The following is a 13,826-nucleotide window of genomic DNA, read 5'->3' as shown; positions in this document are numbered from 1 at the left end:
GGCTGGTTTTCACCACTTATACACCAGGATTTATGATGAACAAGGTTGCTTTAGGTTTATTCATCGCTGCAACAGTAGGATGTTCCGCATCCGCATTTGCGGCAACAAATGGCGAAGGTCAGATTAACTTTACGGGTGAAATCATTGACTCCGCTTGTCAGGTCGTTAATGGGTTAAGTAACCCGCTAAATGTCGAGTTGGGCAGAGTGTCTAAAACCGTATTTTCTGGCGCAGGCTCTACCAGCACACCAACGAAATTCGATATTCAGTTAAAAGACTGCCCGGAAACGGTGACCTCTGCCGCCATTAATTTTGGCGGTACGCCGGATACGGATAACAGCACGACCCTGGCATTAACGCCAGACACGGAGACGGCTACCGGTGTGGCAATTCAGTTGCTCGACTCGTCAGAGCAACCCGTCAGCTTATATACCCCTTCCCGTCAATATCCACTGACGGCAGGAAGCACGGTAAACGATCTGGAATTTGCAGCGCGTTATATTCAGACTCAGGCTGCCGTTACGGCCGGCCCGGCAAATTCCGTATCTACCTTTACCGTTATCTATAACTGATATTATCCATCCGAAGATATTAGCCCTTTCTTCAGGGCTAATATCTTTTATTCATGCTGAGAAATATTTATGCGTCACGGTTATTTACTGGGCACTCTTTTTCTGGTAGCAGCGACAGCGCATGCTGGCGTTATTATTAACGGCACCCGTCTTGTTTACCAGGGAGACAAAAAGGAATCTTCGCTTGGTCTTTCAAACCCAGATTCAACGGACTATCTGGTACAATCCTGGGTCGATTCCGGCAGTAAAAATCCGGGCAACACCCCCTTTCTGATTACGCCGCCACTGTTTCGCCTGAATGCGAAAGAAGACAACGTTCTGCGGGTTATTCGCACAGGCGGCAATCTGCCCGAGGATCGTGAATCGCTGTACTGGCTGAATATCAAGGCTATTCCATCCTCAAAACACGTTGAGGGGATAAATACCCTGCAAATCGCGATCAACACGCGTATTAAATTATTGTATCGCCCATCCTCCGTGAAAGGTAAGCCAGAAGAGGTTGCTGACAAACTGGAATGGCATCGTGAAGGTCACGATCTGGTCGTCAATAACCCGACGCCGTTTTATATGAATTTCCAGAGCGTGATGATTAATGGTCATAAAATCAGTAAAGCGACCTGGGCAGTACCTGAAACGGCAACCCACATGGCTCTGCCCGCCAATACTGACGGTAACACCGTGACCTATTCCATTATTACTGATTACGGCAGCATCAGCCGAACCTGGTCTAAGCCTGTCCATTAAGATAACGGCGCACAGGCAATTAAAATAATCATGTACCGCGATAAAAAGCCGTTTTCCTGCAAATTATTCACACTGCTGCCCCTGCTATGTGGCCTGGCAGTATTCTGTTTTGCGCAGCAAACGCGGGCAGATGATTATTTTAACCCGGCGCTCCTGGATATTGATAATCCCCGACAGGAAAAAACCGATTTATCGGTATATGAAAAAGGTCCAGGACAAGCACCAGGAAAATACCAGGTATCAATCTTTATTGATAATAATAAAGTCGACACCCGCGATGTCACATTTAAATTACAGAAAGATGTTAAGGGCAACCGTTCACTCCAGCCCTGTTTCAGCCTGGATGATTTAAAGAGTCTCGGCATTAAAACGAAGGCGTTTCCGAAGCTCATGGCACAAGGAAAATGTGCAGATTTAAGCGCCATTCCCGCCGCCTCCGCCACGTTTCGCGTGCGCAACCAGCAGCTATTGCTCAGTATTCCCCAGTCAGCGCTGGGCCAGATTCCGCGCGGTTATATCGACCCAAAAACGTTCGATGAAGGCATTACCGCCGGTCTACTGAACTACAGCGCCAACACCAGTCAGAGCGACGCCCGCCGGCAGGGTGAACAGGATAACAGCAGCCAGTATGTCAACCTGCGTCCCGGGTTCAACATCGGCGCCTGGCGCGTGCGCAATTACTCAACCTGGAATCGTAACGTCACGGGCCATGACGAACAGCAGAAATTCTCGTCTGTTTATACCTACGCGCAGCGCGATATCGTGGCGATGAAAAGCGATCTCACGGTAGGGCAAAGTACCTCTCCGGCGGACGTGTTCGACAGCGTGCCTTATACCGGCGTACAACTCAATTCCGACAGCGACATGCTGCCGGATAGCGAAAAAGGCTATGCGCCGATTATCCGTGGCACCGCACACAGTAACGCCCTGGTGATGGTTCGTCAGAACGGCTACGTCATTTATCAGAACACCGTAGCGCCAGGCGCATTTGAAATTAACGATCTCTACCCGACGGGCAGCAGCGGCGACTTGCAGGTCACCGTCAAAGAGACGGACGGCAGCGAAAGCCATTTCGTGGTGCCCTATGCCTCCGTACCCGTGTTGCAGCGTGAAAAAAATCTGCGCTACAGCGTGACTGCCGGTCGCTATCGCGCCTATGACAAAGACGTCGAGCAAACTCCATTTGCTCAGGGGAGCGCAATCTACGGTCTACCTTATGGTTTTACCGCCTATGGCGGCGTACAGCAAAGCCGCCATTACCAGTCGCAGGCGATCGGCACCGGGAAAAACCTGGGCGATTTAGGCGCGTTTTCTGTCGACGTCACGCGGGCCAAAGCATTGCTGAAACAGCAGCAGGCCAGCACGGGGCAGTCATGGCGCGTGCGTTACAGCAAAGATTTTGCAGGCGCAGGCACCAACTTTTCCCTGGCCGGGTATCGCTATAACAGTAAGGGTTTTTACACCCTGGAAGACACAATGGAGTCCTATACCCGCGCCAGCGACTGGTCCGCCCCGCAGCAGCGCCGAGCGCGTACCGAAGCCACTGTCGATCAGACGCTCGGCGAGAGCTGGGGGTCTTTTACGGTGAGTCTGGTCAAAGAGACCTACTGGAGCCAGCGCCAGGATATGACCTCCATGAGCCTCAGCTACAACAACAGCTGGCATGGCGTGAGCTATAGCCTGAGTTACAGCATGAACAAAAACACCAGCGACAGCGATGAAAACGGTGAGTCCGTTACCCATGACAACCAGTTCGCGCTGAGCGTTTCGGTTCCACTCGACCACTGGATGCACAACACCTGGGCGACGTACAACCTGAACAACAGTCAAGACGGCGCCACGCAAAACATTGGCCTTAACGGTACTGCTCTGGCCGAAGACAACCTGAACTGGAATATCCAGGAAGGCGTGAGCAATACCGGAAGCGGCAACTCAACCAGTATGAATGCCGATTACAAAGGAACCTATGGCGAAGTGAGCGGCGGCGTCAGCCAGGACAGCCATCAACGGAGCGTTAATGTGGGTCTGCAAGGCGGCGTTGTGGCGCACGCCAACGGCATCACTCTGACGCAACCGCTCGGTGAAACCATCGCGCTGGTAAAAGCACCGGGAACACATGGCACGCACATTACCAATCAGACCGGCGTCAAAACCGATTTTCGCGGCTATACCGTTGTGCCATTTGTATCAGCCTACCGCCACAACACGATTGCCCTGGACACAGAAACACTGCCAGACGATGCCGACGTAACCCATGCCGCGCGAATAGTGACCCCAACGCGCGGCGCGGTAGTCCGCGCCAGTTTTAACACCCGCGTGGGCAGCAGGGTTTTAATGATGCTCACGCAAAACGGTAAGCCGTTGCCCTTTGGCGCAACCGTCACCACCGACGATAAAGACAGCGAGTTTATTGTTGGCAACGGCGGTCAGACTTATCTCTCCGGTTTACCTCAGCACGGAACGCTCTTCGTGTCGTGGGGTCAGGATGCCAGCGAACACTGCGTCGCAGAGTACACGCTAACGGATGAGAAACATAAAACCAGCATCATTAACGCTGCCGCGCAGTGTCATTGATTCACCATGCAGACTCAACATTATGCAAATGATTAAACAGTGTTTTTTCCTCCTGATTTTGGCCAGCGCAGCCTTGTTTATGCCGCATGCAAAGGCGGCCTGCACAACGCCGGATATGCCCAAAATGATCAACGTGGCATCTGTTTCCGTACCGACGACGCTGGCGATTGGTGAGACCATTCCAGGAACAGAACAAACCGTACACGTTGCCGGACAGTGCGATCAAAGTATTGATAGCGGTCTGGAAATTGTCTCCTGCTATTACGGAACAGGCGCTGAGATACCAGGCCTGAAAGGGGTGTACGACTCCGGGGTGCCCGGCGTTGGCATCGCGCTGATGAACGAGCAAGGCCAGCGGATCAGCGGCGCAGGCGGCGTACAGTGCGATTCACGCGGCACGCCGATCGGTTATGTATCCAGCGATGGGCAGCAGTCATTTAACTTCAACGTCACGCTTGAGCTGGTGAAAACCGGCAGTGACGTGACCTCCGGTACACTGGTGCAGGCGCAAACAGAGTTTGGGATTGGCGTGTTTGGTCACGAAGGTATCGGGAGTCCTAACCACATTGCCTATGCCGGCAATGTGGATCTCGAAACCGTAACCTGCTCCGTGTTACCGAAAAACCTGACCGTCAATCTGGGCGACTTTCCGATCAGTGATTTTATGGGAGTAGGCACCCTCTCGATGCCAGCACAGAATTTTAACGTTACGGTCAATTGTAATTCCACCGTACAGCCTGAAGTGAAGATCACCAGTGCGAATGGCTACGAATCGGGTTTTGCCGGCGTGATGAAACTGACTCAGCAAAGCGGGATGGCGACCGGCGTCGGCGTCAGAATGCTGTTTGATGGCAATATCGCCACCTTCGACAACTACGTCAACACGCAAAGCGAGGCAAAAGCCAACGAAACGCTGGATATTCCGTTCCAGGTCCGCTATGAGCAAATCAGCGACGACGTTACGCCAGGCCCGGCAAATACCGTCGCCACGATTACGCTGGCCTATAAGTGATCGCGATGAAAAAAATGGTTTTCTTACTCACCGCAGGTCTGATGACGTATGCCTGCGCAGATGATATCCAGGTGCAAATGGTGGGTAACATCTATGCCAACACCTGCTCCGTGGACAGCGCCAGTAAAGATTTAACCGTCGATTTAGGGCAGGCGTCATCCAGTGATTTCAAAGACGTAGGCGATACCGGCGAATGGAAAGCGTTTTCCCTGGAAGTAACGCATTGCCCAAAAACACTCACGCTGGCCAACGCGTTTTTTTACGGACAGGCCGATAGCGTACACCCGACCAAATTTGCCAACAGCGGCAGCGCGAAAGGGCTTGCGCTGGAGCTGGCCGATCGGCAGGACAATATTCTCATCGCCCCGCAGGCAAGCTTTAATGTGCTGATCAACCAAAGCGATCACACGGCCACTTTCCCGTTAGCCGCCCGCTATTACGCCACGTCCATGCCCGTCAGCGCGGGCTCGTTCGATAGCGTTATACAGGTCACGTTTACCTATCAGTAGGAGAGCGCCCCTTCGCACGGATGCTTTTTTTACGCCCGGCAACCACTTTTGTCGGGCGTTTTTTTACCTCCGGCACTTCCGGGCGTTCAATCGGAAATACCGGGAGCGCATTCAGCAAACGTTGCCCGTAGCTTTTGGTTAACAGACGCTTGTCGTAAATCACCACCTCTCCCCAGCAGCCGTGGCTACGAATCAAACGGCCCACCTGCTGGATCAAGTTAAACGACGCGCTTGGCAGGCTCTGCACTTCAAACGGGTAGCGATTCAGGCTTTTCAGCCACTCACCTTCAGTGATCACCACCGGGCTGTCGATGGGAGGAAACGCAATCTTGTGAATATGCACCTGAGTCAGCAGGTCGCCTTTCAGATCCAACCCCTCGGCAAAAGATTGCAGGCCAATCAGCACGCTGCGCTCGCCGTTCGCTACCCGTTTACGGTGCAGTTCCACCAGGCGATAGCGCGGCTGATCGCCCTGAACCAGCAGCAAAAGACGCAAATCGGTCACATGCTCCAGAAAGCGCTGCATCGCCCGTCCGCTGGCAAACAAAACCAGCATGCCGTGGTGTTTTTTGCTTTCCAGCGCCTGACGGAAATAGGCCGCCATATCCGCAATATGCTGCTCTTCGTTATCAATCAACGGTTCATAGCGCATCTGCGGAATGACAATTTTACCCTGCTCCACATGATTAAAGGGGGAGTCCAGCGCCACAAAGCGATCGCCCGCTTTCTCCTTCAGGCCGCTCATCTCCTGCAAGCGCGAGAAGCTGTTAAGCGAACGCAGGGTCGCCGACGTTACAATAATATGCGGCACGCTGCGCCAGAGCAGCCTTTCAAGCTGATCGCTGACGCGAATGCCCACACAGTGGAACCAGACGTGTATCTGCCCATCGCGCGCCTCCCGCGTGGCCCACTTCGAGACCGGCGCACCGGAAGACTGCGCCAGCGATGCCAGCCGCCAGAGCTTGCTTTGCGCCTCAAACATGCCCAGCGCGCGGTTCATCTGCAAAATCACCCGGTGCAGGCGCACAATATCGTGCGAGCCGGTTTTCTCGCTGAAATCGTTAAGGAACAGCTCCGCCAGCCCACGCAGCATTTCCGTCAGCTTCGCCAGCCGCTGGCAGATCGCCATGATCTCATCCGGTAACTCGCCCATCGCAAAGCGGTGCTCAGCGTCCTGCGTCGCGGGCATATACAGATTCAGGATGTTGTTGAGCGAGGCAATCAGCTCGTACAACTCTTCGCAGTGCGCATTCAGGCGCTCAGGATTCGCCAGCGGCGGCGTGGTTTTCGGGCGGAACTGTTCCAGGCAGGTCGCCACCAGCTTAGTGAACAGATCCAGTTGCAGGCGATACCAGGGGGCGGAGATCTCAGCGCTCATCTCCAGCGCGTCGCGCGCGACATCCGGCAGATGGTGGCCTTCGTCCAGCACCAGCAGAAGATTTTTCGGCTCCGGCAGCACCGCTTCGCTCTCCATCGCCGCCATCACCAGCGCATGGTTTGCCACCACCACTTCAGCTTCCTGGATTTCCCGTCGGGCGACAAAAAAAGGGCATTCGCGGTAGTAATGGCAATTGCGGTTCAGGCAGCTGGCTTTATCGGTGCTCAGGCGCTTCCAGAGCGCGTCGTCAATGGCGATATCGGTATGATCGCGCAACCCGTCCCACTTGTAGCTGTCAAGATCGCCCTTTAGCCTGGCGCAGCGCTTTTGCTCTTCCTGGTTATTCGGCGTCAGTTCGTCATCCAGAAACGCGAGCAGATCCTGTTGATTCGGTTCGCTGCTGGCCAGCGCCGCCAGATTACGCGGGCAAACGTAGCGCCCACGACCAAACGCGGCGGTAAACCGCAAGTCAGGAATGATTTTGCGCAGCAGCGGGAGATCTTTGCTGTAGATCTGATCCTGCAACGCCACGTTGGCGGTGCTCACCACCAGCGTTTTTTGCTCTTCGCGGGCAATGGCGATACCGGGAATAAGGTAAGAAAGGGTTTTCCCGACCCCGGTCGGCGCCTCAATCGCCAGATGACGCCCTTCTTCACCCGCCAGCGTTTTGGCGACATCGGCAATCATCTGCCGCTGCGGCGCACGGGGGATAAAGTCGGGGATCTGCTCCTGAAGCGCCTTATACCAGGCGGCGATTTGCGCTTTAAGCGCAGCGGTCAATGCCATGAGAAAACCTGAAATACTGTATAAACAGCCACTATTGTGGCACTTTCTGGCGCGGGTCGCAAAAAGAAAAGCCCGACCTTTCGGCCGGGCTCGCAATTAATCCGCCAGTCTGCGCGGGCGGCGCGGCGGACGTGGTTTATCGCCGCCTGGCTTACCTTCTCCGCTGCGCGGTTTGGCTTTCGGCGCCCCGCCATCATTGCGACGTGGTTGCTGGGCACGGCCTGCTCCGCCCTGGCCCTGGCCCTGGCCTCGGCCGCGACCACCGCCGCCACGCTGCTGCTGGCGACCGTTCTGAATCGGCTCCGCTTTAATTGACGGGTCCGGTTCATAACCCGGCGTGGTGATGCGCGGGATCTCTTTTTTCAGCAGCTTCTCGATATCGCGTAGCAGTTTGTGTTCATCAACGCAGACCAGCGATAACGCTTCGCCGGTCGCGGCGGCACGACCGGTACGGCCGATACGGTGAACGTAATCTTCCGGGACGTTTGGCAGCTCATAGTTCACCACATGCGGCAGCTCTTCGATATCCAGCCCGCGCGCCGCGATGTCGGTCGCCACCAGGACGCGGATATCGCCGGATTTGAAATCAGCCAGTGCGCGGGTACGCGCGCCCTGAGATTTATTACCGTGGATCGCCGCACTGCGAATGCCGTCTTTATTCAGCTGTTCCGCCAGATGGTTGGCGCCGTGTTTGGTACGGGTAAAGACCAGCACCTGCTGCCAGTTGCCCTTGCCAATCATCTGCGACAACAGTTCGCGCTTGCGTTTTTTATCCACGAAATGAACGTGCTGGGTCACCTGCTCAGAAGCGGTATTACGGCGCGCCACTTCAATTTCCAGCGGGTTATGTAACAGCTTTTCAGCAAGCGCTTTAATGTCATCGGAGAATGTGGCGGAGAACAGCAGGTTCTGGCGTTTCGGCGGCAGTTTTGCCAGCACGCGGCGAATATCGTGGATAAAGCCCATGTCGAGCATACGGTCAGCTTCATCCAGCACCAGAATCTCAATCTGATCCAGCTTCACCGCGTTTTGATGTTCCAGGTCGAGCAAACGCCCCGGCGTTGCCACCAGCACGTCAACGCCGCCGCGCAGTTTCATCATCTGCGGGTTAATGCTGACGCCGCCAAACACGACCAGAGAGCGAATATTCAGGTATTTACTGTAATCCCGGACGTTCTCGCCAATTTGCGCCGCCAGCTCACGGGTCGGCGTCAGAATCAACGCGCGTACCGGGCGACGGCCCTTCGCGTGCGGCTGCTGCGTGATCAGATGTTGTAACAGCGGCAGCGTAAAACCGGCTGTTTTACCCGTCCCCGTCTGGGCGCTGGCCATCAGGTCGCGGCCTTCCAGCACCGCAGGGATCGCCTGCTGCTGAATAGGGGTAGGTTCACGGTAACCCTGCTCGGCAATCGCGCGCAAAATATCAGGATTCAACCCAAGGGAATCAAAAGACATAACTACTCCGAACCGCCCCGACCGTTACCGGTGTAGTTTTCAGGGAGATACTCACAAGAGGGATGACAAAAACCACAATGTCATGAAGGGGCGGAGTGTAGCAGTTTTTGTGACATACCGCATAAATTATCCCCGTGACTGGAAAAAACAAAATAAACCACCACACTGGACAAGAACAATTATCGGTCATAATCTTAATCAATCGATTGATTAAGAATTAGGTTGCGCGATGAATACCCCAACCATGACGACGAAAGGCGAACAGGCCAAAAGCCAGCTTATCGCCGCTGCGCTGGCGCAGTTTGGCGAATACGGCCTCCATGCCACCACGCGCGACATTGCCGCCCAGGCCGGACAAAATATCGCCGCCATCACTTACTACTTTGGCTCCAAAGAGGATTTATACCTCGCCTGCGCCCAGTGGATAGCCGATTTCATCGGCACCCAGTTTCGCCCTCATGCCGAGGAAGCGGAACGACTGTTCGCCCGGCCGCAGCCCGATCGCGCCGCAATGCGCGAGCTGATCCTGCGCGCCTGCAAAAATATGATCATGCTGTTGACCCAGGACGACACGGTTAACCTGAGCAAATTTATTTCGCGCGAGCAGCTCTCCCCGACGGCGGCTTATCAACGGGTACACGATCAGGTTCTCAACCCCCTTCACACGCATCTGACGCGCCTGATTGCGGGGTATACCGGCCGCGATCCGGGAGATACGCAAACCATTCTCCACACGCACGCGCTGCTGGGCGAAGTGCTGGCTTTCCGCCTGGGGAAAGAAACCATTTTGCTGCGTACCGGCTGGTCAACGTTTGATGAAGAGAAAACAGAACAGATTTACCAGACGATCACCTGTCATATCGATCTCATTCTGCAAGGCTTAACGCAAAGGAGTCAGGAGCAATGAAAAAACCTGTCGTTATCGCACTGGCTGTCGCGGCGCTGGCCGCCGTGCTTGCCGGTGGTACATGGTGGTATCAGAGTCGGCAGGATAACGGGCTGACGCTCTACGGCAATGTGGATATTCGCACCGTCAATATGAGTTTTCGCGTCGGAGGCCGGCTGGCTTCGCTGGCCGTTGACGAAGGCGACGCCATTACGTCCGGGCAGGTATTGGGCGTGCTGGATAAAGCCCCGTACGAGAACGCGTTGATGCAGGCTAAAGCAGGCGTCTCCGTCGCCCAGGCACAGTATGATCTGATGCTCGCGGGGTATCGCGATGAAGAGATAGCCCAGGCCGCTGCCGCCGTAAAACAGGCGCAGGCCGCATTTGACTATGCGCAGAACTTTTATCAGCGCCAGCAGGGATTGTGGAAAAGCCGCACGATCTCCGCCAACGACCTGGAGAACGCCCGCTCATCCCGCGATCAGGCGCAGGCGCAGCTGAAATCCGCACAGGACAAATTGAGCCAGTACCGTACCGGTAACCGCCAGCAGGATATCGCCCAGGCAAAAGCCAGCCTCGAACAGGCGCAGGCGCAGCTGGCGCAGTCAGAACTCGATTTACAGGATACAACGCTGATCGCCCCCTCTGACGGTACGCTGTTAACCCGCGCGGTAGAGCCCGGCAGTATGCTCAACGCAGGCAGCACCGTGCTGACGCTGTCGCTGACTCGTCCGGTATGGGTTCGCGCCTACGTGGATGAACGCAACCTCAGCCAGGCGCAGCCCGGCCGCGAAATTTTACTCTACACCGATGGCCGCCCTGACAAGCCTTACCACGGCAAAATCGGCTTCGTATCGCCGACCGCTGAATTCACCCCGAAAACCGTTGAAACGCCGGATCTGCGCACAGACCTGGTCTATCGACTGCGCATTGTGGTGACTGACGCGGACGATGCGCTGCGCCAGGGAATGCCGGTAACGCTGACGTTCAGCGACGAGGCGCGGCATGAATGACGCCGTCATTACGTTAAACGGCCTGGTGAAGCGCTTCGCCGGAATGGAAAAACCGGCGGTCGCCCCGCTCGACTGTACGATCCACGCCGGTTATGTCACGGGTCTGGTCGGGCCGGATGGCGCAGGCAAAACCACGCTGATGCGGATGCTGGCAGGGCTGCTCAAGCCCGATAGCGGCAGCGCGTCGGTGATCGGGTTCGATCCGATCAAAAACGACAGTGAATTGCATGCGGTACTTGGTTACATGCCGCAAAAATTTGGTCTGTATGAAGATCTGACCGTGATGGAGAATCTCAATCTCTATGCGGATTTACGCAGCGTAACGGGCGAAGAACGGCAAAAAACGTTTGCCCGTCTGCTGGAATTTACCGCCCTCGGCCCCTTCACCAAACGGCTGGCAGGCAAGCTCTCGGGCGGGATGAAACAAAAACTCGGGCTGGCCTGTACGCTGGTCGGCGAGCCGAAAGTGCTGCTGCTTGACGAACCGGGCGTCGGCGTTGACCCCATCTCCCGTCGCGAGCTGTGGCAAATGGTGCATGAACTGGCGGGTGACGGCATGCTTATCCTGTGGAGTACGTCATACCTGGACGAAGCCGAACAGTGTCGCGACGTGCTGCTGATGAACGAAGGAGAGCTGCTGTATCAGGGCGAACCGACTAAGCTAACGCAGACCATGGCAGGACGCAGTTTCTTAATGAGCAGCCCGCAGGAGAATAACCGCAAGCTCCTGCAACGCGCGTTGAAACTGCCGCAGGTCAGCGACGGTATGATTCAGGGGAAATCGGTACGGCTGATCCTGAAAAAAGAGGCTACCGCAGAGGATATCCGCCGGGCCGAAGGGATGCCGGAGATAACGATTAACGACACCACGCCGCGCTTTGAAGATGCCTTTATCGACCTGCTTGGCGGCGCGGGTACGTCGGAGTCTCCGCTCGGCGCGATCCTGCATACCGTTGACGGCACGCCGGGTGAGACGGTCATTGAGGCCAAAGAACTGACCAAAAAATTCGGCGACTTCGCCGCCACCGACCACGTTAACTTCGCCGTTGAGCGCGGAGAAATCTTCGGTCTGCTCGGCCCCAACGGCGCGGGGAAATCCACCACGTTCAAGATGATGTGCGGTTTGCTGGTGCCAACTTCCGGCAAAGCGCTGGTGCTGGATATGGATTTGAAAGTCAGCTCCGGCAAGGCGCGCCAGCATTTAGGGTATATGGCGCAAAAATTTTCCCTGTACGGCAACCTGACGGTAGAGCAAAACCTGCGCTTTTTCTCCGGGGTTTATGGCCTGCGAGGCCGGGCGCAAAACGAAAAAATCACCCGCATGAGCGAAGCCTTCGGCCTGAAAAGCATCGCCTCTCATGCGACGGATGCGCTGCCGCTCGGTTTTAAACAGCGTCTGGCGCTGGCCTGTTCGCTGATGCATGAGCCCGACATTCTGTTTCTCGACGAACCCACCTCCGGCGTCGATCCCCTCACCCGCCGTGAGTTCTGGCTGCACATCAACAGCATGGTAGAAAAAGGGGTCACGGTGATGGTCACCACCCACTTTATGGACGAAGCGGAATACTGCGACCGTATCGGGCTGGTTTATCGCGGCAAGCTGATCGCCAGCGGGACGCCGGACGATCTGAAAGCGCAGGCGGCAGACGACGACACGCCGGACCCGACGATGGAGCAGGCCTTTATCACGCTCATTCACGACTGGGATAAGGAGCATACTCATGAGTAACGCCCTGCTCTCCTGGCGGCGCGTACGCGCGCTGTGCGTGAAAGAGACGCGTCAGATTATCCGCGATCCCAGTAGCTGGCTGATCGCCGTGGTGATCCCGCTGCTGTTGCTGTTTATTTTTGGCTACGGGATTAACCTCGACTCCAGCAAGCTGCGGGTCGGCATTCTGCTCGAACAACAGAGCGAGGAGGCGCTGGATTTCACCCACGCTATGACCGGTTCGCCGTATATCGACGCCACCATCAGCGATAGCCGCCATGAGCTTATTGAGAAAATGCAGGCCGGGCGCATTCGCGGGCTGGTGGTGATCCCTGTCGATTTTGCGCAAAAGATGGCGCGAGAGAATGACACCGCGCCGATACAGGTTATCACCGACGGCAGCGAACCGAACACCGCCAACTTCGTGCAGGGTTACGTGGAGGGGGTCTGGCAGATCTGGCAAATGCAGCGGGCTGAAGATCGTGGGGAGGAATTTGAACCGCTGATCGACGTGCAGACCCGCTACTGGTTTAACCCGGCGGCCATCAGCCAGCACTTTATCATTCCCGGCGCAGTCACCATTATCATGACGGTGATTGGCGCCATTCTCACTTCGCTGGTGGTTGCGCGCGAGTGGGAACGCGGGACGATGGAGGCGCTGCTCTCGACCGAGGTGACGCGCGCAGAGTTGTTGCTGTGCAAACTGATCCCCTACTACTTCCTCGGCATGCTGGCGATGCTGCTGTGTATGCTGGTGTCGGTGTTTATTCTTGGCGTGCCCTGGCGCGGCTCGCTGGTGATTCTGTTTCTTATCACCAGCCTGTTTCTGCTCAGTACGCTGGGAATGGGGCTGCTGATTTCCACCATTACCCGTAACCAGTTTAACGCCGCGCAGGTCGCGCTGAACGCCGCTTTTTTACCGTCGATTATGCTGTCAGGCTTTATTTTTCAGATAGACAGTATGCCTGCCGTCATCCGCGCGGTGACTTACATTATTCCGGCGCGCTATTTCGTCAGCACCCTGCAAAGCCTGTTTCTGGCGGGGAACATCCCCATTGTGTTGATCGTTAATACGTTATTTTTAATCGCTTCGGCAGCCATGTTTATCGGCCTGACGTGGATGAAGACCAAACGCCGGCTGGATTAAATTTTCTGCCTGATGGCGCTTCGCTTATCAGGCCTACGACCA

The 13,826-nt window shown here is 55.7% G+C and carries 11 protein-coding genes; 9 read left to right on the top strand and 2 right to left on the bottom strand.

Annotation, left to right across the window (positions count from 1 at the left end; all coding sequences use genetic code 11):
* Nucleotides 1-35 precede the first annotated feature (35 nt).
* The 5 genes from OGV82_RS07575 to OGV82_RS07555 all read left to right on the top strand — a co-directional run bounded on the left by OGV82_RS07575 (nucleotide 36) and on the right by OGV82_RS07555 (nucleotide 5,411).
* The gene (locus OGV82_RS07575; protein WP_047457960.1) at nucleotides 36-572 is read left to right on the top strand and encodes a fimbrial protein; all 537 of its coding nucleotides are present in this window, start codon (nucleotides 36-38) and stop codon (nucleotides 570-572) included.
* A 69-nt stretch (nucleotides 573-641) separates the two neighbouring features.
* Entirely contained in the window at nucleotides 642-1,316 is a 675-nt protein-coding gene (locus OGV82_RS07570) for a fimbrial biogenesis chaperone (RefSeq protein ID WP_047457963.1), read from the top strand.
* Nucleotides 1,317-1,346: 30 nt separating this feature from the next.
* A complete protein-coding gene (locus OGV82_RS07565) occupies nucleotides 1,347-3,890 on the top strand; it encodes a fimbria/pilus outer membrane usher protein (RefSeq protein WP_080750328.1) in 2,544 nt (847 codons plus the stop codon).
* A 22-nt stretch (nucleotides 3,891-3,912) separates the two neighbouring features.
* Nucleotides 3,913-4,902, top strand: coding sequence for a fimbrial protein (locus OGV82_RS07560; RefSeq protein WP_047457966.1), 990 nt, complete (start codon nucleotides 3,913-3,915; stop codon nucleotides 4,900-4,902).
* 5 nt (nucleotides 4,903-4,907) lie between these two features.
* Nucleotides 4,908-5,411, top strand: coding sequence for a fimbrial protein (locus tag OGV82_RS07555; RefSeq protein WP_047463725.1), 504 nt, complete (start codon nucleotides 4,908-4,910; stop codon nucleotides 5,409-5,411).
* Here OGV82_RS07555 and dinG read toward each other — a convergent pair.
* Together dinG and rhlE are read right to left on the bottom strand one after the other, a co-directional pair.
* Nucleotides 5,398-7,575 (bottom strand): ATP-dependent DNA helicase DinG, encoded by a 2,178-nt coding sequence (gene dinG, locus OGV82_RS07550; protein ID WP_286462651.1) that lies wholly within the window; start codon nucleotides 7,573-7,575, stop codon nucleotides 5,398-5,400. The two genes, OGV82_RS07555 and dinG, sit on opposite strands and share 14 nt — an antisense overlap.
* Before the next feature lie 96 nt (nucleotides 7,576-7,671).
* Nucleotides 7,672-9,030, bottom strand: coding sequence for an ATP-dependent RNA helicase RhlE (gene rhlE, locus OGV82_RS07545; RefSeq protein WP_047457973.1), 1,359 nt, complete (start codon nucleotides 9,028-9,030; stop codon nucleotides 7,672-7,674).
* 229 nt (nucleotides 9,031-9,259) lie between these two features.
* Between rhlE and cecR the strand changes: the two genes are divergently transcribed.
* From cecR to OGV82_RS07525, 4 genes are read left to right on the top strand one after another with little or no spacing between them, the layout of a single operon-like run.
* Nucleotides 9,260-9,937, top strand: a complete 678-nt coding sequence (gene cecR, locus OGV82_RS07540) for a transcriptional regulator CecR (RefSeq protein WP_012133180.1) — start codon at nucleotides 9,260-9,262, stop codon at nucleotides 9,935-9,937.
* Nucleotides 9,934-10,929, top strand: a complete 996-nt coding sequence (hlyD, locus tag OGV82_RS07535; RefSeq protein ID WP_012133181.1) for a secretion protein HlyD — start codon at nucleotides 9,934-9,936, stop codon at nucleotides 10,927-10,929. The genes cecR and hlyD overlap by 4 nt, the downstream gene beginning before the upstream one ends.
* Complete coding sequence (locus OGV82_RS07530; protein WP_012133182.1) at nucleotides 10,922-12,658, top strand: ATP-binding cassette domain-containing protein; 1,737 nt, start codon at nucleotides 10,922-10,924, stop codon at nucleotides 12,656-12,658. Before hlyD ends, OGV82_RS07530 begins: the two co-directional genes overlap by 8 nt.
* Nucleotides 12,651-13,784, top strand: coding sequence for an ABC transporter permease (locus tag OGV82_RS07525; protein WP_012133183.1), 1,134 nt, complete (start codon nucleotides 12,651-12,653; stop codon nucleotides 13,782-13,784). Before OGV82_RS07530 ends, OGV82_RS07525 begins: the two co-directional genes overlap by 8 nt.
* Nucleotides 13,785-13,826 lie beyond the last annotated feature (42 nt).

Source organism: Citrobacter sp. CK191, assembly GCF_030333435.1.
Lineage (GTDB): Bacteria > Pseudomonadota > Gammaproteobacteria > Enterobacterales > Enterobacteriaceae > Citrobacter_B > Citrobacter_B koseri.
The sequence above is the reverse complement of the archived record's forward strand: the minus strand, read 5'-3'. Positions and strand labels throughout refer to the sequence as shown.

What these genes read in the sequence shown, in the direction of transcription:
- OGV82_RS07555 (WP_047463725.1), top strand. Translation starts at nt 4,908, where the DNA reads ATGAAAAAAATGGTTTTCTTACTCACCGCAGGTCTGATGACGTATGCC.
- OGV82_RS07560 (WP_047457966.1), top strand. Translation starts at nt 3,913, where the DNA reads ATGCAAATGATTAAACAGTGTTTTTTCCTCCTGATTTTGGCCAGCGCA.
- OGV82_RS07525 (WP_012133183.1), top strand. Translation starts at nt 12,651, where the DNA reads ATGAGTAACGCCCTGCTCTCCTGGCGGCGCGTACGCGCGCTGTGCGTG.
- OGV82_RS07570 (WP_047457963.1), top strand. Translation starts at nt 642, where the DNA reads ATGCGTCACGGTTATTTACTGGGCACTCTTTTTCTGGTAGCAGCGACA.
- rhlE (WP_047457973.1), bottom strand. Translation starts at nt 9,030, where the DNA reads ATGTCTTTTGATTCCCTTGGGTTGAATCCTGATATTTTGCGCGCGATT.
- hlyD (WP_012133181.1), top strand. Translation starts at nt 9,934, where the DNA reads ATGAAAAAACCTGTCGTTATCGCACTGGCTGTCGCGGCGCTGGCCGCC.
- OGV82_RS07575 (WP_047457960.1), top strand. Translation starts at nt 36, where the DNA reads ATGAACAAGGTTGCTTTAGGTTTATTCATCGCTGCAACAGTAGGATGT.
- dinG (WP_286462651.1), bottom strand. Translation starts at nt 7,575, where the DNA reads ATGGCATTGACCGCTGCGCTTAAAGCGCAAATCGCCGCCTGGTATAAG.
- OGV82_RS07530 (WP_012133182.1), top strand. Translation starts at nt 10,922, where the DNA reads ATGAATGACGCCGTCATTACGTTAAACGGCCTGGTGAAGCGCTTCGCC.
- OGV82_RS07565 (WP_080750328.1), top strand. Translation starts at nt 1,347, where the DNA reads ATGTACCGCGATAAAAAGCCGTTTTCCTGCAAATTATTCACACTGCTG.
- cecR (WP_012133180.1), top strand. Translation starts at nt 9,260, where the DNA reads ATGAATACCCCAACCATGACGACGAAAGGCGAACAGGCCAAAAGCCAG.